Origin of the sequence: Miltoncostaea oceani (assembly GCF_018141545.1) — a bacterium.
Classification (GTDB): Bacteria; Actinomycetota; Thermoleophilia; order Miltoncostaeales; family Miltoncostaeaceae; genus Miltoncostaea; species Miltoncostaea oceani.
Genome location: NZ_CP064357.1, coordinates 774,268 through 792,751 on the forward strand (window position 1 = coordinate 774,268; position 18,484 = coordinate 792,751).

Below are 18,484 nucleotides of genomic sequence, written 5' to 3' on the forward strand. Positions count from 1 at the left end.
ATCATGGGCCCTCTTCGCCAGGCCCTGTGGAAAGTTGCCGATTGCCTCCGAGTACCGCCTCCAGACAGGCCACCACGCTGGTGTGGGCCGGCGCCTGGATGACCGAGGAGTAGCCGAGCCGCGATGCCTCGGAGAGGCGCCGCTCGGACTGGGGGGCCGGACGGATCTCACCGAGCAGGCTCACCTCCCCGAAGGCGGCGACCGACAGGGGCACCTCCGACTCGTTGTAGGAGGATGCGATCGCTAGGCAGCAGGCAAGGTCGAGGGCCGGGTCGTCGACCCGGATGCCGCCGGCGAGCTGGAGGAAGACGTCGTGGCTGCCAAGGCGCATCTGGCCGTGGCGGCTGAGGACCGCGAGCAGCATCTGGAACCGCTTCTGATCGATGCCGCGGCAGGCACGGATCGGCTGGTTGGCGCTGGTGGGGGAGACGAGTGCCTGGACCTCCACCATCATCGGCCGGGCCCCTTCGATCACGGGGCAGGTCGCGGCGCCGATCGGCGCGCTCTGGCGCCGGGTGCCGAGAGCGGCGGAGGGGTCGTCGACGCCGATCAGGCCGGCGCCGGTCATCTCGAAGAGGCCGATCTCATCGGTCGAGCCGAAGCGGTTCTTGACGGCGCGGAGGATCCGCAGCTGCTGGTCGCGGTCGCCTTCGAGCTGCATGACCACGTCGACCATGTGCTCGAGGGTCCGGGGGCCGGCGAGGCTGCCGTCCTTTGTCACCTGACCGATCAGCAGGACGCTGGTGCCGCCCTCCTTGGCGAGACGCATCAGGGCCTGGCCGCACTCGCGCACCTGGGTGATCGATCCGGGCGTGCCCGAGGACTCGAGGCTGAAGACGGTCTGGATGGAGTCGACGACGATCAGGTCGTAGGCACCGGCGAGAGCTGCGTCGATCACCCGCTCGACCGCGGTTTCGGAGGTGATCTGCACATCGCGTCCGTTGTGGCCGAGGCGGTCGAAACGCATCTTCACCTGCGCGGCCGACTCCTCCGCGGCGACCAGGCCGACCCGTGCGCCCTTACCGGCGAGGCCGGCGAGCAGCTGGGAGGCGAGCGTGCTCTTTCCGTGGCCGGGCTCGGCGGAGAGGGCCATGTAGCTGCCGGGCACGATCCCGCCCCCGAGAACCCTGTCCAGTTCGGCGATCGTGGAGGAGCTGCGGGTGTGCGCATCGGGACTGACATCGCCCAGGTCACCGAAGCTCGCCGCCACCCCACCACTGCTCAGAGGGCGCGCGGCACGCGGCGCGCTGTCAGGGACCGAATCGAACTCCATCGCTGTCCCCGCTTCATTGCAGCTGGGGCAGAAGCCGAAGAACCGAACCTGTGTGAACTGACAGGCGGTGCAGCGATACGATCTCTTTGTCTTTGCCATTGCAGGTAACAGACTAGATGCCCCGGTGGGCGGCCCCGCTGTAATCTTCGTACCGTCAGCGGATGATGAGCACGGCGATCTCGAGGCAGACCGCTGCCAGGCCGATCCGTATCCACGGACTGTGGAAGGCTTCCCTCACACGCTCACCAACCTCCTCCATGCGGCCAGCACCCTCATCTCCGGCTCGGGTGAGCGGACGCCGCAGACCGGCGACCGAGTCCCCGGCCCGGAGCTTGATGCGCTGGATCACCGAGGGGCCGGAGTCGTTATGCCCCGACTGCCATCCGCCGCCGGTCGGCTTGCTCATGCCGTTGCCGCCTCGGGCGCCTCGGCCGGCCGGTCCTGGTCGACGATCTGCTTGGCCAGGTCGGCGAGGACGTCGGTCGGAGGGGTGGTGATCTCGGCGAGGCCGCCGAACACCTGCCCGAGGCCGCGCTTGATCATCATCAGGTGCTCCGGCGGGCAGTAGATGAGGCAGCTGATCTCCGGCGAGCTGCGGTTCTTGGGGATGTGCGCGAGCCATACGACCGAGACGATCCCCTCCCCGGTGCGCCGCAGGTTCGCGTCGGTCATGACCGCCTGGTTCAGCTTGCGGTAGAAGCGGTCCATCCGCGCGAGGGAGTCGTTCATGTCCTTGGGCAGCCGGACCATGAAGCAGGCCTTCTCAGGCGGGTTGTCGCGCAGTCGCTGTTCCCGGGCACGCTTGATGTAGGCCTTGGCGATCATCCAGCCGCCGACGCAGACGACGATGACAGAGAGAAAGAGCTGGAACGACATCGGACCGATCATGCCCCGCCAGGACGGGCCGCTCCGAGAATTACTCAAGCCGGCCGCGGGGCAGCAGCGGGGGTTCATGTGCCAGCGTCGGCGAGATGGCTACCGTCAGCGCCTGATGACGCGCCTTCCCCCTGATCCACTTCCCGCCCTGCTCGAACCCGACGGACGACTCGGTATGTACGCCGCCTCGCCTCTTCGCTCGATCACCGGGACCCGGATCAACCCCGAGGCCCGCTACTGGTATGACCGGCGCGGCCTCTGCACGGCCGTTGACTCACCTGTGAGGACGGGCGCCCACCCGGACCTGGTCGCCTGGATCGGCAATGTCGCCGGCTTCGACTCGCGGCTGCGGATGACCCAGCCCGCGATCGAGGAGTGGCCGATGTCGCGCCTCATCCCCCGCGTGCACGTCTACAAGAGCTTCCCTCACTTCGAGCTCATGCCCGGGACCTACTCGATCGACTACGTCAGCCTCACCAAGGCCCGGGATCGCCTGCCCGGGCAGGAATGGGTCGAGGACATCCGCGGCATGTTCCCCGAGGGTTCCACCCTGCTGCTGAACTTCATCGGCAACAACGCCCAGACTCACTACATCTGGAGCCTCGGCCCCGAGTTCTGGGCGGCGCCGTTCCTGCGCAACTTCGACGGGATCGTCAGCCCCGAGTTCAGCACCTTCATCGACGACCCGAAGCCCCAGTTCCTGATCGGCGAGCGCCAGAAGCAGATCTTCTGCCAGGAGGGCGCCGAGGCCGGTTTCACCACGATCCCCTCGATCGCCTGGTCGAGCGAGTCGTCCCTGCGCCGCCAGCTCGACCTGGTCATGTCGCTGTACCCGCGGGTGAACACCGTCTGGCTCGACTGCCTGGGCGCCGGCGTCGACCCGACCGCCTGGACCTGGAGCCGGATCGAGATGCTCGAGAAGCACATCCCGCCGGACTTCCCGATGCGCTGGCTGGTCGCCGGCGCGGTGTCGGGGTGGGCGATCGTCGAGCTCCACAGGATCTTCCCCCAGGGCAACTTCCACTCGGTCAATATCCGTCCCTTCGCGGCGACGATGGGCAAGGCCGGGACGCGGGGGGAGCGGGTCGCCCGGTTCCAAACCCACTGCCGCCGAATCGAGGGGTGGCTGCGCCGCGAGGACCTGCCGCCGGCCCAGCCGCGGCCGGAGTCGCTGCCGGGTATGCGCACGATCCTCTGATCCGGGACCCAGAAGCGAAAAAGGGAACGGCCCAGGGCCGCCAGCGCATAGTCGCTGCGTCGGGCCCGGACATGGCGTACCACCAGCCACGGAGCCCCGAACGTGCAACTTCGATGAGACGAGGGAGGTGAGAAAGTGATCTCAAGACTGAACGGCGCATTCCTTCGCCTCGCGACCCCGCGGGCCTCTCGTCGCGGCCTGGAGACCGTGGAGTGGGTTCTCGTCGGCGTCGCCGTCGTGCTCGTGGCCTTCTTCGCCTACCAGCTCCTCGGCCAGGAGATGGTCGACTTCATCGGTCGTCTGACCGACGGCGTCTCCGAGGGCAACTAGCTCCGGAACCCGGATCTTTGAGTGAGGGCCGTCGGCTTCCGGCGGCCCTCACTCGGTACGCGAGGCCCCTGCGTCCGATCTCCCGGGCCGCGTAATGTCAGTGGCATGACAACGACGCCCGCCTACACCCCCCTCGCCGTCCCTCCAAGCGTCGAGGCGCTCCTCGCCGAGTTCATGACCGAGCAGCTCGCGCCGGAGCTGCGCACCATCAAGGAGAAGCTCGCCCCAGGCGGGCACAAGGCGGATCTGTTCGAGGTCGGCCAGCGGGCGATTGCGCTGCGCTTCCAGATCTCCGAGTGGCTCGCCCGTGCCGAGCGTGAGCTCGACCGGCAGATGTCAGAGCGGTACCAGGCGATCTGGGAGTCGAGCAAGGCGACTGCGACCGAGCAGGGGCTGCGCACGATGCCCGCCGAGCTGATCAAGATCAAGGCGCGTGAGGCCTGTGGTGACATGGCGGAGGCAGTCAAGCTGCTGGCCTATCACCGCAACGACCTGGACTCGCTCCAGAGCTTCGTCCAGACCGGGGTCCGCGTCATGCGCGACGAGGAGATGGGCCCGGCGGACGGCATCGGCGCAGCCGCGGGGCTCTGGCGGGGACCCGCCTAAGCCCCGCGGCGGTCCGCTCGACCTCAGGCCTTGAGCTGGCGCGAGAGGGAGGCCTCGGCCTTGATGGTTGCGCCGGCGAGGAAGCCGAGCACGCCGCGTAGGCGCGCCTCCTGACGACGGGCATCGGGCTGGAGGCGCGCGCGCCCCTGCTCTGACAGGTAGCCAGTCCGGGCGCAGAGCACCCGGGTGCGGTCGACCCAGGTTGCGTCATCGGGGGCGTTGGCGACCTGGCGCTGCTCTTCGCTGACATGGTCGCAGTGCGGGCTGGCCATCCAGGCGCGGCATGCGTCGGCGACCAGGCGGGCGTGGGGCGTCGTCGCCCCGAGGATCGGAAGTCCGTGCTCGGCGTCGGAGGAGACGGTGAGCTGGTCGCGGATCCGGCGGATCTCGGCCACCTCGGACTCGTCGAGGGTGCTCCCTCCCCACTCACGCCCCTCGGAGACGGGGCGCCCGTAGCTCGGCGCCCAGGCCGCGGCCATGCAGACGCGGCCGCTGGTGAGGGGATCGAGCCCGGCGGCCTCACAGAGATCCTGGGCGGCCTCGAAGGCGATCCGGCGCTCGGCGGGGAGGGCGTCGAGGTGGGAGGCGAGCGCCGCGGCAGCGCCCGGCCGGGGGCGGTCCGCATCCGTGATGGGGCGGCCGCTCCGGATTGCGCTGACGGCCATCACGGCGCTCGGGCGCTCGCGGATCAGGGTGGAGAAGCACCCGTCGGCGCGACGCATGCTGGCGGCGATCGCCTCGGGCAGGCCCGCCGAGACCAGTCCTCCGTCCTCGTCGCTCGGGAGGCCGTAGTACGCGCGCGCCGCCTGCCCCATGCCCACGGTCCAGTATCCGGGCTCGACGCTGTCCTGGTAGAAGAAGGTGTGCTTGGCCTTGTGGTCGCCGTCGAGCATCAGGACGAAGGCGATGTCATCGCGCCAGCGATCGAGCGCCGGTTTGTAGCCCTCATGTCCGGGGTAGGCCTCGGGGAACCAGGCCATCATGGCGTTGTGAGCGAGGGCGAAGGCATCGACCTTGCGGGGGTCGGTCGCCTTGCCGGTCTCCAGGTCCGCCAGTAGCCATTGCCGGTCGATGCCGGCGCCGGCCAGCAGCGCGTAGGTCTCCCGGGCGCGTGCGGATCGTCCGGGGGTGTCAGCGTCAGCTCTACCCACCGCGGCGGCGGGTCGGGATGCACTCGTGCTCTGACCTCGTCCCATCGCGCTCGAATGTAGGCGAGGGACCGGGGATCACCCGCTTTTCGGGCCGAGGTGGCTCGCCAGCCACCGGCGGACCAGATCCTCGACCCGCGCGGAGACGTAGGGGTCGTGGGGGCGGCCGGCGATCTCCTTCAAGGACTCGACGACAGCGTCGACCGGGGTCCCATGGTGAGCGGCGAACTCGAGGATGGCACAGGGGTGGAGCCGGAGATCGCGTACGGGGCCGGCGAGGCGCCGTGGCGGGACGCCCAGCAGGAGCTCGGCCTCGGCCAGGGTGGGCCACCCCGCCCACGGGTCCGACCAGACACATGACGCAGGATCGCTCACGGTCACGACCGTAGGTGCGCGCACGGGAGTCATCCCATGCCTAGGGGCGCGCGGTCGCGACGAGGGCGGCGAACGCCTCGAGAGCCGCGAGCACGTGGTCGATGTCCGCGTCGGTGTGAGCGACCGAGACCGTCCACTGCTCATCCTGGCCGGGGGAGAGCAGGACTCCGTGGTTGACCATGACCAGCCACCAGAGGAACCCCAGCTCGTGATCGGGGAGGGTCTCGTATTCGCGGTAGTCCCGGAGCGGATCGCCCCAGAAGACCACCGTCCCCTTCAGGCCGATGCCGACGATGCGCGCCGGGATCCCCGCGGCATCGAGGATCGGGGGGCCCTCGATCCTCAGCCTCTCGTTGAGCCGGCTGGCACGCTCCACCGCTCCCCGGGTCAGGACCGACTCGAGGGCGGCGCTGCCGGCGGCGCAGGCGAGCGGGTTGGCAGCGAAGGTCGAGTAGTGGGGCGCCTCACCCGAGGCGACCACCGACAGGATCTCCGTCGATCCGAGTACCGCCCCCATCGGGATGCCGCCACCGATCCCCTTGCCCAGGCAGATCAGGTCCGGGTGCACGCCGAAGTGCCCGCTCGCTCCCCGCGGGCCGATCGTGCAGCCGGTCTTCACCTCGTCGAAGATCAGCAGCACGTCCTCATCGCGGCAGAGCTCGGCGAGCCCCTCCAGATATCCCGGCTCCGGTGAGATGAAGCTGACGTTCAGAAGGACCGGCTCGATGATCAGGGCGCCGGGACGCCAGACCCTGATCAGGTGGCGTGCGGCGTCGAGGTCGTTGAAGGGGATGACCCGCGTCTGAGCCAGCGACCCGCTCGCATGGCAGGAGCCCCAGGGCACCGGGTCCGGCGTGCGGTCGGCACCGGCCCGTGAGAGAGCCGGGTGGGTCGAGATCATCAGCGGCTCGGTCGTACCGTGGTAGCCACCCTCGACCTTCAGCAGCCACGGGTTCCCGGTGAACGCGCGCGCCACCCGGACAGCCAGCGCGGTGGCCTCACTCCCCGAGTTGGTCAGCTGCGCCTGCTCGAAGCCGAACCGGGCGGTGAGGGTCTCGAGGTACTCGCGCGCCTCGGTGCTCGCCGTCCCGAAGTGGACCCCCAGCTCGGCCCGGCGGCTGATGGCCTCGGTGATGGTGGGGTGGGCGTGGCCGCTGACCATGGTCCCGAAGCCGAGGCTGAGGTCGACGTACTCGTTGCCGTCGAGATCGAGCACCCGGGAGCCGGCGCCCGAGGCGATCGCCAGCGGGTACGGGTCGTGGCTGTGGAGCTGGGTGCCGACACCCGCCGGTGCGAGCGAGGGCGTCGCCCCTGCCAGGCGGGCCGAAGCGGGGGTTCTCTGGACGAAGACCTCGAGCTGGTTCGCGATGAGCCGGTCGAGCCACGGGCGCGGATGAGACATCCGCCGATACTGCGCCGCGGCGCCGGGGCGTCGATGGACCTTTCGCGTCGGCCTCAGAGATTGGCGCGGCCCCGGCGCCGGGGCGCACATGATCCGGCGCGTGCAGGCTGGAGATCACGAGCTCACGCGCCTGATCGGCGCAGGCCCCGCCCGGGCGATCGCGGGTCTGGCGGAGAGCGGAGCACTACCGAGCGGCGATCCTGATCACCTCGATGCGCTGATCGGCCGTCTGGCCGGGGCACCGGGGAACGTGGCCCGCCTCGTGGGTTCCTCCTCCGCCGGCCGGCCGATCACGATGCTGAGCACGGGGACCGGGAGCCGGTCGGTGCTCGCCTGGGGCTATCCGCACCCTGATGAGCCCCTCGGCGCGATGGCCCTGGCCTGGCTCGCGGAGCGCGTCAGTGAGGGCGACCCGGCGCTCTCAGCTCTCGCTCGCTTCCACCTGGTCTTCTGCGCCGATCCCGACGGCGCCCGTATCAACCGGGCATGGGCGGAGTCGCCGAGCCTCGAGAACCTGCTCTCGACTATCCGGCCGGAACATCTCGCGCGGGAGGCGGACTACGGCTTCCCGGTGCGCTACGGGCCGTTCGAGCAGCCAGATGATCTGGATGGCGCCCGCGCCTGCCATGAGGCGGCGAGATGCGTCGAGCCCTGGATCTGCGGGGTGATCTGCCGGCGTCACGGCCTCCCCGCCGGCCCGAGCGCCGAGTCGCTCGCACTCGCCAACGCGATCCGGATCACACGACCGGATCTGGTCGCCTCCTGCCACGACACCGTGGTCGGGGGCTGCTTCACCTTCATCCTCCACCCGCCGGGGCACGAGGCTCTGGATGCACTCCGCGATATCCCGGGAGCTCTCGGCCTGGCACGACAGCTCGGCCAGAAGATCGATCACGGGCGCCCATGGCGCCCCGGTGAGATCGACCTGATCCGGGAGCCGCGGATCGAGGGCGAGGCGCTCCGGTTCCTGAGGCGCCCGGGCATCGATCCCCAGCTGACCTACCTCGGTTGTGTCTCGGCGGCCCAGCACCTCCAGAGCGTCCTGCCCACCTCGCAGTTCATCGTGCCCGAGGCTCCTCACCTCTCGACGCCCGCCTTCGGCGACACCACGCCGCTCACACAGACCCGCGAGCTCCGACTCAGCCATGAGGCGCGGCGGCGGGGGATGCGCTGGTGTCTTCGCGGCGTGCATCTCCTGCCGGATGGCACGGCCGCCGAGATCCTCTACCGGATGAGCGAGAGCGCGCCGGCCTACCTGCCGGTCCGCCGGCGCGTTGGCCCGTTGAGTCTGCCGGTCAGCGTCGGGATGCTCGGCATGGAGGCGGTCGCGGATCGGCGCTGGGCGTTGTCCCAGGTCGACGCGCTCTACCGGGGCCTGCCGGCGTGGCTGCGTGACAGCGATCACCCGATCGCGGCGGAGCGCCGGGCTCTGCGGACTCCGGCAGCCCACGTCAACGACCGCTCGCAGCAGATCTTCCGCCTGTCGCCCTACACCGACCGGGCCGCGAGCGTCGCTCACCAGGCCGACTTCACCTGGAGGTGGTCGATCGAGACCGCCCGCTGGGCCGGCCAGCTCGCACGCCTGATCGACGACGAGGGCGGGCCCCAGGACGCGCGCGAGCGGCTCGGTCGGCTGATCGGCCAGCTGACCGGCCCGCTGCCACAGACCATGCGCCGCTCAGAGGTCCGTCCTGCTGGCGCGGCCAGTCAGCTGGCGCGCATCGTCGCGATGATCTAGGCGGCTGCGGAGCGGGCGCTCGCCAGCTCACCGCGGCGCTCGCGCATGACGTCGGCCAGGCGCTCACGTGCGGCGTGGTGGAGGGCCACCTGACGGCTGGCGGTCCAGATCCGATCGAGCTCGCCGACGCTCCGGGCGTGCTCGATCGCCATCTGGAGCCGGCCGCTGTCGTCCTTGCGGGCACGGTCCTTGGACAGACGCTTGAGGGAACCGCTGATGCGCGTCCGCACCGAGTCGCACGAGGACGCGATCTGCTCCTGCAGGCCGAGCTCCTCGGCGATGCGGGCGGTCTCGCGGGCGACCGGGTGGAGGATGGCGACGTCCAGGGCGGCGTACTCGATCTGGGAGGGGAGCAGGTCGCGCCGGCCCCAGTAGGAGGCCTGCTCTTCCTTGGCCAGCCCGGAGCCGAACAGCTCATCGCAGACCGCTGTGAGGGTCGCCGGCCGCTTGCCGTATTCAGGGTCGGCCTTCAGGCGCGCCTTGTGGATCTCCTTCCAGGCGATGCAGGTGTCGAGCGTGTTCGGGAGCATCAGCCCGTGGTGGAAGGCGAACCACTCGATCTCGAAGGGGGAGTGGTGGATGACGGCCTGGCGGTCCGGGTCACCGAGGAAGCCCATCAGAGGCGCCGGGTTCACGCGGAAGCAGTCGATGACCGCCTGCTCGCGGCCGACCTCGGGGTCGTCCACGCCGATCTGGATCAGCCGGATCGCGCCCTTCCAGGCACCGAAGCCGTAGTTGGAGGCCGTCTCGATGTCGAGGGCGACGCTCGGGACGTCCCGGTAGCGATTGATCATCTGCCGCAGCCCTGCCGCGCTGTCGATCGTCTCGAACCGGAGCAGGTCCTTCATCGGGCCGGGGGTGCTCGCCGTCTTCAGGCGACCTGCGTCACTCGACTCGACGGGCCCTGCGGGCGCAGCTGTTCTCAGAGACATGGTCCCCCTGGTCGCCTGAGCTGCTCTTCCCCGTGCCATCACAGATCACCATGCCAGCGATTCCGGGGGAGCTGCTCTTTTCACGACCCACCGTAGGACGTCAGGACGCGGCTGCATCACCGACCTGGATCCCGCCCTCTGTGACACGCGACCCTCCTGTGGAGATTGGCCATGCTGATCGGGCGGGATGCCACAACTTCACTCGTGACTGATCACGAAGATGTCATCGGACTCGACCTCGGATCCGGGGTCATCAAGGTCGCCCTCGTCCGCGACGGCGTGCCGCTGGTTACCACCAGCCAGCCGCTGCCTGCCGGTGTGTTCGACCGCGGCCACCTCAAGAGCCCGGAGGTGCTGACCGCGGCCCTGCGCCAGATCTGGAAGGCGGCGAATCTCCAGAGCAAGAAGGTCCGCATCGCGATCGCAGACCCGACCCTCCAGGTGCGCACCTTCAAGATGCCGGACCCGGGCGATCGCGAGGAGCTGCGTTCGCTGCTCCAGCTGAACGCCTCGAGCCACTTCGACGGTCTGCCGCTCGGCAGCAACAATTTCGACTTCGAAGAGGTCTGGCGCGAGGGCAAGCAGGTCGAGGTGGCGGTCGTCGCTTCTCCCCGCAGCCTGGTGGACAGCATCGTCGAAGTCGTCAAGAAGAGCGGACTCGAGCCGGTCGGCCTGGAGAGCCCCGCGACGGCGCTCGCCCGGGTGATCGACCCTCCCGCGGTCGGCGCCCCGTTCCTGGCGGTGATGGTCGACGCCGACATCACCCACCTGATCCTCGCCGAGAACGGCGCGGCCGTGTACACCCGCTCGTTCCCGTTCGGCAGCAACGACTTCGCGGGGGCCCTCGTCACCGGCGAGCGGTCGATCACCGCGGCTCGCGATCTCGTTCGACGGGTCGGTATCGGCTCCGACTACGACCGCGCGGTGGCACCAGATGTCGTCAGCGACGTCCAGAGTCGCCTGCTGGCGGTGTTCGACCGCTTCATCAAGGACCTCGACGACACGATCAACCTGGTCAGGGCCCTCGGGCGCCAGCCGGTGGACCACCTGATCGTCCTCGGGGAGGAAGCTCAGATCCTCGGCCTCAGCCAGGCGCTCACGGAGTACCTGCCCTCCGCCGGCACTCTCGCGCCGGTCGAGCTGGTCGAGGAGATCACCTCGTCCCGGAGCGCAAGTCGCTTCGCCGTGGCGCTCGCGCTCTCACACCGCGGCGGGCCGAACCTGCTTGTCGTCGACCGGGCGCTGAGCAAGAAGGCCCGCTCCGAACTGGTGCGCGAGATCGAGGAAGGATCGCGCGTGAAGAAGAAGCGGGGCTCATCGATCCCGAAGCCCTACCTGATCGTGATCTGCGTCTGCTCGGCCGCGTTCCTGGCCGCATCCTTCCTCGGTAAGCCCGTCCAGGAGAAGGCAGAGCGCCTCGACTCCCAGGCCGGGCAGCTCGAGCTCGAGATCGCCGGCGGGGTGCCGGAGGGCAGGGACAGCGGACTCGACCTCGCCCTGGATGGGCGGCGCAACGCCGCCGATGCCCTCGCGGCGGCGGCGTCGCTTCCCCGGGCCCGCCAGGTCACCCTTGACGCGCAGGGCCTCCTTGTCGCCGTGCCGACCGGCTCGGCGCCGGCGGCGGTGGCCGCGCTCTCCGCGAAGGGCGTCACGGGCCAGATCCTTCCGGGCGACCAGATCCGCATCAACCTCCCCGGAGGGGACCGATGACCCGCAAGACCGCACGCCAGAGTATCGTCGCCGCCGTCGTCGGGTTGATCGCCCTCTTCGGGATCGCCTACCTGACGGTCCTGCCGAGCTACTCGCAGATCAGCGACGCCGAGCGACGGATCGAGATCGTCCAGGCCGAGAAGCAGTCGCTGATCGACCCCTTGCTCGCCGTCCCCACCAAGCGGAACTCCGACAAGGACCAGGCCGCCATCCTCGCCGCCCGTGGTGACCTGACGATCGAGTCGATCACCCCCGAGCCGGGGGTCCCCTTCAAGCAGCTCGTGCGCAATCCCTACACCGTCGTGGTCTCCGGATCCTCCGAGCAGCTCGCGGAGTTCGTCGCGGCGCTCGAGGAGACCGTCTTCGTCGAGGACGAAGCCCCCACGGGGACCAGGGGTGCCGTCGTGCTGAACCTCTCATCGCTCTCACTGACGCCCGCAAGCAGCGGCGCGGCGGTCACCGGGACCCTCGTCGTCGATTCCTTCTCGCGCAGCTGAGGCCGGTACGACCGGGGGCCCCGATTCGGGGCCCCCGGACGATCCCGATCACACACGGATCAGAACGGGATGTCCTCCTCGTCCGCCGCCCCGCCGATCTGGGGGGAGGCCTCGGCCGGCGCGTCGCGCCGCTCGAGGATCTCGGTGACGTTGACGTAGGACTTGCCCTCCTTCTTGCGGGTCTCCACCTTGACCTTGAAGATGCCCGAGCGCAGGGCCTCGTTGAAGAGCGTGGTGTCGACACGACCGCCGTCGTCCAGGTTGATCCCGGTGATCATCGAGACGTCGCGACGGAAGTAGAAGTTCGCCGGGTCCATCGTGAGCATCAGCGACAGCCAGCGACCGTCGAACTCGCCGCCGTGGACGGCGAAGGAGTAGCTGGACCAGGGCTTGCCGTTGCGACCCGTGCCGGTGCGCGGCTCGATCTCACCGTCGTCGTTCAGGCGGATGCGGACCTCGACCTCGGTGCCGTCGGGGATGTCGGCGTACTGCGACTCGGACTGGGCCTCACTCGCCGGGGGGAAGTTCATGTCCATCATTGTCTGGGTTTCTCCTGTCTCTGGGTTGCGCCGTTGCTCGGCACTGACAAAAGTAGGCGCGGCGTCCAAGGGCGCGCTGATTCCTCGCTGACGCCTCACTGACGCCTCACTCACCCCACGGGACGAAAGAGATGCCCCTGATCCGAGGCGGACGGTTACCCTCGGGAGGCTCTGATGTCAGAACCGACCGCCAACGCCCCTCGGGGGCGTCAGCCTCACACCCAGGTGCCGAACCTCCTGGCGGACTTCGTCATCCCTCTCCTGTCGGGCGCAGAGGTCTCGTGCCTGCTCTACATCGTGCGTCGCACCTACGGGTTCGCCTCGCCCGATGGCGAGCGAAAGACCCGGGACCGGATCTCACTCAGCCAGTTCGAGAACGGCATCCAGACAGGCCCCTACATCCTCGATCTGGGCACCGGCCTGACGCGGAACTCGGTCCGAGGCGCCTTGAAGAAGCTCGCCGACAAGGGTCTCGTCCGTCTCGACAAGCACTGCTCACGGTGCCTGTGGGAGCCCGACCAGGAGCGCCCGGACGCACCGGCGCCCGGCAAGGAGTGCCCGCGCTGCCTTCGGACGCTCGATCACAGCTACGGCCTCGTGGACCTGACCCCGCGAATCCTCGTCGGGTTCCTCAACGCGAACGACCCAGCCGGTAGGAGCTGGCAGTTCGACGCCGACCTGCGGCGGCTCCGCCTCGCCGACGATCAGGCGCCGGCCGCGCCGGCCGACGCGACGCCGCTCTCGGAGTACATCGAACGTCTCTGGTATCCGGACCTCGCCGAGCAGGTGATCGGCCAGCTGAGCGCGTCGCGAGGTGGCAGGCGCCCGGCCGACGCCCAGCTGGTCAAGCACGTCTATCAGCCGATCCTCGAGCTCCAGGACCTCTCCGCGCGTCGGCCGGCGGCGCTCAGGCACGCCCTGACCGAGACCATCAGCAGGTCGATCCCCTCCCAGGCACGCGCCACCGGCGGCAAGACGGCCTCGCGGCGGACCAACTGGGGATGGGCGGCCTACGCCAAGGCGGTCCTCGCGCGCAGCCTCGCCGACCCCGCCTTCTCCGGGGATAGGGCAGCCGCGCCGGTCGACCCCGCCCAGAAGGCGCGCGATGCCGAACAGGGAGCTCGGGACCTGCTTGGTCGCGCCCGCGAGCTGAACGCCGCCGGGGAACTCGAGGCTGCGCGCGCGGTCCTTTCGGAGCTGCTCGGCATGACCGAGGCCCTCTCCACCCTGCTCGGGGGCGCGGAGCGGGCCGACGCCCACCTGCGCTGTGCCTTCAAGAAGGGTGTCCGCGACCTCGCGAGCGCGCCGCGCGCCGCGGCGCTCGCTGACTACTACCCCGAGTGGCAGTGGCCGGATGCTCTGCCACTGACGTGATCGAGAGAGGGCGAGACTTCGCTCTCGGCGCATGTGCTCACCGCTACGGTCGAGACCGTTCATGAGCCCGCCCGAGACTGACAGCCCTGACATCGACGAGCCGGTTCGCGAAGGTGGACTCGACTCACAGGCGATGGCACGCCCCGGCTGCCCGGCCTGCAAGGGCAAGGGCACCGTGGAGCGGCCGCGCGAGGACGGAAGCATCGACTATCGCGTCTGCCTGTGCGTCCTCCACACCCAGCGCCGCGCCACGGCCCGCCTGATGATCGCGCGCCGCTTCGACCCGCTGATGCGACGGATGACCTTCGCCGCCTATGACCCCGGCTCAGCGCCGGAGAACCTGATGGCGCTGCGCGTCGCCCGGAACTTCTGCGACTCCTGGGTGCAGGCCCGCAGGGAGGGCTGGGTCCTCGGGCTCTGGGGGACCCCCGGGTGTGGCAAGACCCACCTCGCCACGGCGATGGCGCTCGAGCTCACCCGCCGCTTCCTCGCCAAGAGCCTCGTCGTGACCGTGCCGAACCTGCTGCGCGATCAGCGGCGCACCTTCGGAGCCTCGGAGCGGTCGGATGTCGCCAGCCCGATCGAGCGTGCGATCAACGCCGACTTCCTCGTACTCGACGACCTCGGCGCGGAGTACCTGCGGAGCCGAGAGGGTGCCCGGAGTGAGGTCGACTGGGTCAGCGAGCAGCTGTACCTGCTCCTGGACGAGCGTCTCCGCCATGACCGCCCGACCGTCTTCACGACCAACTACTCACCGACCGATCTCCAGCGCGTCCTCCAGGAGCGGGTGTCCTCGCGCCTCGAGCGCGCTGAGGTCATGCCGGCCCTCGAGATGACCAAGGTCTCGGCGCGCGTGCGGACGAACGCCGGCGCCCAGAACCTCCTGACCAAGGACCGTCCCAGCTCATGAGCGAGACGACGACCAGCGTCTTCGACGAGATCAAGAACCGCGTCGACCTCGCCGACTACCTGAGCAACCACGCCGGCGTCGAGCTGGTCAGCGGCGGCCCCGGCACCCTCGAGGCCCTCTGCCCCTTCCACGCCGAGGACACCCCGAGCTTCAAGGTGACGGACGCCCGCTCTGGTGAGCCCTGGAAGACGTGGCGCTGCTACGGATCTTGCTCGACCGGTGGGACGGTCATCGACGCGGTCATGCAGCGCGAGGGCTTCGAAACCGCTTTCGAGGCGATCGAGCTGCTCAACGAGCTCTACGGACTCGGCCTCGAGAACAACACCAAGCGGTTCGAGAAGTTCAAGCGGACCGTCGCCGAGGCGACCACCCAGATCGAGAAGGCCGACGCGGAGATGCGCTCGGGCTCCGAGCGCGCGACCCGCGCCCGCAGCTTCCTCCACGCCCGCGGCTACACCGATGAGACGATCGAGCACTTCGGCCTCGCCGTCCACACCGCCTTCTCCTCCGCGGGGCGTCTAGCGATCCCGATCTTCGACCGCGCCAACCACCCGATCTCGATGAGCCACCGGGCTCTGTTCGACCGCTACCCGTGCGCGAGCTGTGGCGTCGAGGTCGCGGCCAAGGACATCGCGGGCCGCCGCCACAAGTCCGAGGCGGCGCGCAAGAAGGGTCTGGAGGAGATCGACTGGCAGACATGCCCGCACTGTGAGGCCCCCAAGGACGAGGCCCGGATCGCTTGGCTGGTGCGCCAGCACCCCAAGTACATGAACGAGGCGGATTACGAGAAGTCGAAGCTGCTCTACAACGAGCCGTCCTCCCGGCGCGCCCTGCGCAAGGACGAGGATGTCATCGGCTACTTCATCATGGAGGGATACGCAGATGTCTGGGCCTGTCATCAGGCCGGGCAGCGCGCTTGCTCCTCCTACAACGGCGCGAGCATCTCCTCCTGGCAGGCGGCTGAGGCCGCGAAGCTCTGCGGGGCCTCGGACCCGGACCGGCCGCTGATCCTGATCCCGGACTTCGACCAGACCGGAATCCCGAAGGTGCGAACGAACATCGAGGAGATCCGCCGGGCGGACCCGAACGTCGAGATCCAGGTGGTCGCGAACCTGAGCACCTCAGGGGACTCCGACTCCTACAAGGACCTCGGCGAGCTCCTGTCGCGTCGCGGTGCAGATGCGGTCGCCCAGGTCCTCGAGGAGAACCGGATCTCCGCCGACGAGTGGCTTCTGCGCGAGGTCCTCGACGCCCGCAACCCCAAGACCGGCAAGCCGTTCCACTCGAAGACCCGCCAGATGGAGCTCTGCTCCCAGATTCTCTCCGGCGTCCACCACCGCGTGGCGATCGATCATCTCGTGCCGGTGCTTGCCGGGCAGTGGGGTATCCAGGAGCCCCAGGCGCGCGACTTCGTCTACGCGAACATCACCGGGCGCGAGTCCCTGCCGGCCGAGCACCTGATGAAGGACGTCCACCAGGCCCAGGCCGAGGCCATCGCCTACCTGCGCGACGACTTCGTCATCCCACACGGCTTCGAGAGCCTCGACCGCTGCTTCCCCGGCGGCGGAGCGCGCATCGCCCAGCTGTCGCTCTGGCTGGGCAAGTCCGGCGTGGGCAAGACCGCCCTGATGCTCCAGGTCCTCGCCAACATGGCGCGCCGGGGGGTGCGGTGCATCTTCTTCTCACTCGAGCAGCCGGCGGCCCAGCTGTTCATGCGGATGACCTGCCAGGTGCTGGCGATCCCCATGGACGAGGCGATCGAGCTGATCAAGAACGAGGACCCGCGGCTGGCCGAGGTGCGCGAGACCTTCGAGCGCCTCGTGATCATCGACAACGTCCCCGGTGAGGGTCAGACCGAGATGGTCGACATGAGCGCCGGGCGGATCCACAAGATCATCCACGACGTCAACCTGACGCGCTTCCCCGAGCCTGCTCAGGTCGTCGCCGTCGACCACCTGGGCATCCTGAAGGTCGGCTCTGACGCCCCGCGCAACGTCCAGAACGACGAGCTCCAGGCGGCCGGCTACATCATGCAGGAGCTCTTCAGCGTCTGTAAGGCGACCAAGACCTACTTCATGGTCCTCCAGCAGCTGCCGAAGGACGTCAAGCAGGGTGAGCCGATCATGTCCGGTGACATGGGTCGCGGTGGCGCCAAGCAGCAGGACTTCGCCGACTACGTCATGGGCATCTGGCGCCCTGAGCAGCGTGCCGACCTCGATGACGAGGAGCGGATCGCGCTCGAGGGGCAGTACAAGCTCTACCCGGCGAAGAACCGCCACGGCGCCCAGCAGCTCTGCCACCTGTACTTCGATCGCAAGAACCTCCGGATCATGGAGGCGCTCGACATGATGCCCTCACACTCGGCCGTCGGGTCACTCGATTCTGCCGACGGCGCTCCGGTGCGCATCGGCTCCGGCGATGGTGAGGACGACTTCCTCGCCATCGAGCAGGCGCAGCTGGAGCGCGCACAGAACCCACCATCCGATGATCCGCCCCCGGAACGTGCACAGAGCGCACCGGCCGCCGCGGCCTCCCCCCAGATCGACCTGCGTGTCTCGCCGCCGCCGCCGCTGCCGGTCGCCGACCCGAACCAGAGCGACCCTCACGTGCCACTCGACAGTGACGCGATCCTCGGGTTGCTCGGAGTCGCTGACGACTCGGAGCACGCGCTCGAGGAGGAGTTCTTCGAGTGAGCGCCGATCGTCTCGCTTCCCGCTCGGGAAGAGAGATCCAGGCCCGTGTAACAGGTCGTCCTTATGCTCACGAGCGCGATGTCACTGCTGCGACGGCTCGTCCGCCTCAATAACAAGCTCGGCTTCGGCAACGCGCCCCCTGCCGTCAAGACGGCAGCACTCGCGGTCCAGGTCGGCGGGGCCCTGATCGTCGCCCTGGTTCTCGCCTACTACCTGGTGCGGGTGCTCCTGTCCCTGGCCGTTCCCGGCGATGCCCAGGCGATCCTCGAGAGCTCCCAGTCCCCATCCTCCTACGTCGCCGAGGTCGAGATGGTCCGCACGAGCGAGGTCCGGGGTGAGCCGGTCGAGGGACAGTCCCTGAAGGTGATCGCCATCGACACGAAGGCCGGCGCCTTCCAGGCGCGGATGACCCGGGTGTTCCCGGGGTCCAACGTGGTCCTGTTGGGGGGCGATGCCGCCGGCGCCCGGGTCAAGCGCGGCGACGCCCCCGTGGAGTCCCTCCCGGCGATCGCGCTCGAGACGCTCACACCTCCCTCGGCGCCTGAGATCGCCGGTCTCTCACCTCAGGTGATCAGCGACGCATTCACCGTCCGGCAGGTCCGGGCCTGGCAGATCTCGTTCGTCCCAACCCCGCAGGTCATCTCGCGTCTCTTCGCCGCGGAGGCGATCGGGCTCGACGGACCTGAGATCACCGCGATCCGTGAGGGCCGCTTCGTGACCGACCAGGCCTACGCGGTCGTCACCCGCCGTGATCGGGCGCTGGTCCTGATCGACATCAGCCTCAGGATCGAGGGCGGCGCCGGCTATCGCCTGCTGGTCAAGTTCCGCGACTTCGATCGCCTTGACCTGAGCGGGGAACCCGTCCAGTGACGCAGGCCTCGGG

The 18,484-nt window shown here is 69.2% G+C and carries 18 protein-coding genes; 10 read left to right on the plus strand and 8 right to left on the minus strand.

The window, feature by feature from the left end:
• Position 1: 1 nt before the first annotated feature.
• The 3 genes from radA to IU369_RS22730 are packed head-to-tail and all read right to left on the minus strand — an operon-like array spanning position 2 to position 2,149.
• Positions 2-1,372 (minus strand): DNA repair protein RadA, encoded by a 1,371-nt coding sequence (gene radA, locus IU369_RS22720; protein WP_217924717.1) that lies wholly within the window; start codon positions 1,370-1,372, stop codon positions 2-4.
• Positions 1,373-1,427: 55 nt separating this feature from the next.
• Positions 1,428-1,679, minus strand: a complete 252-nt coding sequence (locus IU369_RS22725) for a hypothetical protein (protein WP_217924718.1) — start codon at positions 1,677-1,679, stop codon at positions 1,428-1,430.
• Positions 1,676-2,149 carry a hypothetical protein gene (locus IU369_RS22730; protein WP_217924719.1) on the minus strand — a complete coding sequence of 158 codons (474 nt, stop codon included), beginning with the start codon at positions 2,147-2,149 and terminating at the stop codon, positions 1,676-1,678. Before IU369_RS22730 ends, IU369_RS22725 begins: the two co-directional genes overlap by 4 nt.
• A 175-nt stretch (positions 2,150-2,324) precedes the next feature.
• Between IU369_RS22730 and IU369_RS22735 the strand changes: the two genes are divergently transcribed.
• The 3 genes from IU369_RS22735 to IU369_RS22745 all read left to right on the plus strand — a co-directional run bounded on the left by IU369_RS22735 (position 2,325) and on the right by IU369_RS22745 (position 4,283).
• Positions 2,325-3,347, plus strand: a complete 1,023-nt coding sequence (locus tag IU369_RS22735; RefSeq protein WP_217924720.1) for a DUF4417 domain-containing protein — start codon at positions 2,325-2,327, stop codon at positions 3,345-3,347.
• 135 nt (positions 3,348-3,482) lie between these two features.
• Positions 3,483-3,677: a hypothetical protein gene (locus IU369_RS22740; protein ID WP_217924721.1), complete on the plus strand. Its 195-nt coding sequence runs from the start codon at positions 3,483-3,485 to the stop codon at positions 3,675-3,677.
• Between the two features lie 105 nt (positions 3,678-3,782).
• Positions 3,783-4,283 (plus strand): hypothetical protein, encoded by a 501-nt coding sequence (locus IU369_RS22745; RefSeq protein ID WP_217924722.1) that lies wholly within the window; start codon positions 3,783-3,785, stop codon positions 4,281-4,283.
• Between the two features lie 23 nt (positions 4,284-4,306).
• Here IU369_RS22745 and IU369_RS22750 read toward each other — a convergent pair whose 3' ends face one another.
• The 3 genes from IU369_RS22750 to IU369_RS22760 form a co-directional block, all read right to left on the minus strand.
• On the minus strand, positions 4,307-5,434 hold the full coding sequence (locus IU369_RS22750) for a hypothetical protein (RefSeq protein ID WP_217924723.1): 1,128 nt from the start codon (positions 5,432-5,434) through the stop codon (positions 4,307-4,309).
• Positions 5,435-5,509: 75 nt separating this feature from the next.
• Positions 5,510-5,806, minus strand: coding sequence for a hypothetical protein (locus tag IU369_RS22755; RefSeq protein WP_217924724.1), 297 nt, complete (start codon positions 5,804-5,806; stop codon positions 5,510-5,512).
• A gap of 40 nt (positions 5,807-5,846) precedes the next feature.
• Positions 5,847-7,208, minus strand: a complete 1,362-nt coding sequence (locus IU369_RS22760; RefSeq protein WP_217924725.1) for an aspartate aminotransferase family protein — start codon at positions 7,206-7,208, stop codon at positions 5,847-5,849.
• Between the two features lie 100 nt (positions 7,209-7,308).
• Between IU369_RS22760 and IU369_RS22765 the strand changes: the two genes are divergently transcribed.
• Entirely contained in the window at positions 7,309-8,946 is a 1,638-nt protein-coding gene (locus tag IU369_RS22765; protein WP_217924726.1) for a M14 family metallopeptidase, read from the plus strand.
• Here the strand turns inward: IU369_RS22765 and IU369_RS22770 are convergent.
• Entirely contained in the window at positions 8,943-9,794 is an 852-nt protein-coding gene (locus tag IU369_RS22770; RefSeq protein WP_217924727.1) for a 3'-5' exonuclease family protein, read from the minus strand. The genes IU369_RS22765 and IU369_RS22770 overlap by 4 nt on opposite strands.
• Before the next feature lie 255 nt (positions 9,795-10,049).
• Here IU369_RS22770 and pilM point away from each other — a divergent pair, with 255 nt between their 5' ends.
• Both pilM and IU369_RS22780 read left to right on the plus strand, forming a co-directional pair.
• Positions 10,050-11,588 carry a pilus assembly protein PilM gene (gene pilM / locus IU369_RS22775; protein ID WP_246551693.1) on the plus strand — a complete coding sequence of 513 codons (1,539 nt, stop codon included), beginning with the start codon at positions 10,050-10,052 and terminating at the stop codon, positions 11,586-11,588.
• On the plus strand, positions 11,585-12,085 hold the full coding sequence (locus IU369_RS22780) for a type 4a pilus biogenesis protein PilO (protein ID WP_217924729.1): 501 nt from the start codon (positions 11,585-11,587) through the stop codon (positions 12,083-12,085). The genes pilM and IU369_RS22780 overlap by 4 nt, the downstream gene beginning before the upstream one ends.
• A gap of 59 nt (positions 12,086-12,144) precedes the next feature.
• On the opposite strand, the gene IU369_RS22785 is transcribed toward IU369_RS22780, so the two are convergent.
• On the minus strand, positions 12,145-12,615 hold the full coding sequence (locus tag IU369_RS22785) for a hypothetical protein (protein WP_217924730.1): 471 nt from the start codon (positions 12,613-12,615) through the stop codon (positions 12,145-12,147).
• A 234-nt stretch (positions 12,616-12,849) separates the two neighbouring features.
• Between IU369_RS22785 and IU369_RS22790 the strand changes: the two genes are divergently transcribed.
• From IU369_RS22790 to IU369_RS22805, 4 genes are all read left to right on the plus strand, one after another.
• Entirely contained in the window at positions 12,850-13,998 is a 1,149-nt protein-coding gene (locus IU369_RS22790) for a replication protein (RefSeq protein WP_217924731.1), read from the plus strand.
• Positions 13,999-14,059: 61 nt separating this feature from the next.
• The gene (locus IU369_RS22795) at positions 14,060-14,908 is read left to right on the plus strand and encodes an AAA family ATPase (RefSeq protein ID WP_217924732.1); all 849 of its coding nucleotides are present in this window, start codon (positions 14,060-14,062) and stop codon (positions 14,906-14,908) included.
• Positions 14,905-17,601 (plus strand): DnaB-like helicase C-terminal domain-containing protein, encoded by a 2,697-nt coding sequence (locus tag IU369_RS22800; RefSeq protein WP_217924733.1) that lies wholly within the window; start codon positions 14,905-14,907, stop codon positions 17,599-17,601. Before IU369_RS22795 ends, IU369_RS22800 begins: the two co-directional genes overlap by 4 nt.
• A 78-nt stretch (positions 17,602-17,679) precedes the next feature.
• Entirely contained in the window at positions 17,680-18,471 is a 792-nt protein-coding gene (locus IU369_RS22805) for a hypothetical protein (protein WP_217924734.1), read from the plus strand.
• Positions 18,472-18,484 lie beyond the last annotated feature (13 nt).

Coding starts and splice junctions, on each gene's coding strand:
- IU369_RS22745 (WP_217924722.1), top strand. CDS start 3,783: ATGACAACGACGCCCGCCTACACCCCCCTCGCCGTCCCTCCAAGCGTC.
- IU369_RS22805 (WP_217924734.1), top strand. CDS start 17,680: ATGTCACTGCTGCGACGGCTCGTCCGCCTCAATAACAAGCTCGGCTTC.
- IU369_RS22800 (WP_217924733.1), top strand. CDS start 14,905: ATGAGCGAGACGACGACCAGCGTCTTCGACGAGATCAAGAACCGCGTC.
- radA (WP_217924717.1), bottom strand. CDS start 1,372: ATGGCAAAGACAAAGAGATCGTATCGCTGCACCGCCTGTCAGTTCACA.
- IU369_RS22795 (WP_217924732.1), top strand. CDS start 14,060: ATGAGCCCGCCCGAGACTGACAGCCCTGACATCGACGAGCCGGTTCGC.
- IU369_RS22730 (WP_217924719.1), bottom strand. CDS start 2,149: ATGTCGTTCCAGCTCTTTCTCTCTGTCATCGTCGTCTGCGTCGGCGGC.
- IU369_RS22725 (WP_217924718.1), bottom strand. CDS start 1,679: ATGAGCAAGCCGACCGGCGGCGGATGGCAGTCGGGGCATAACGACTCC.
- IU369_RS22760 (WP_217924725.1), bottom strand. CDS start 7,208: ATGTCTCATCCGCGCCCGTGGCTCGACCGGCTCATCGCGAACCAGCTC.
- IU369_RS22785 (WP_217924730.1), bottom strand. CDS start 12,615: ATGAACTTCCCCCCGGCGAGTGAGGCCCAGTCCGAGTCGCAGTACGCC.
- IU369_RS22770 (WP_217924727.1), bottom strand. CDS start 9,794: ATGAAGGACCTGCTCCGGTTCGAGACGATCGACAGCGCGGCAGGGCTG.
- IU369_RS22735 (WP_217924720.1), top strand. CDS start 2,325: ATGTACGCCGCCTCGCCTCTTCGCTCGATCACCGGGACCCGGATCAAC.
- IU369_RS22780 (WP_217924729.1), top strand. CDS start 11,585: ATGACCCGCAAGACCGCACGCCAGAGTATCGTCGCCGCCGTCGTCGGG.
- pilM (WP_246551693.1), top strand. CDS start 10,050: ATGCTGATCGGGCGGGATGCCACAACTTCACTCGTGACTGATCACGAA.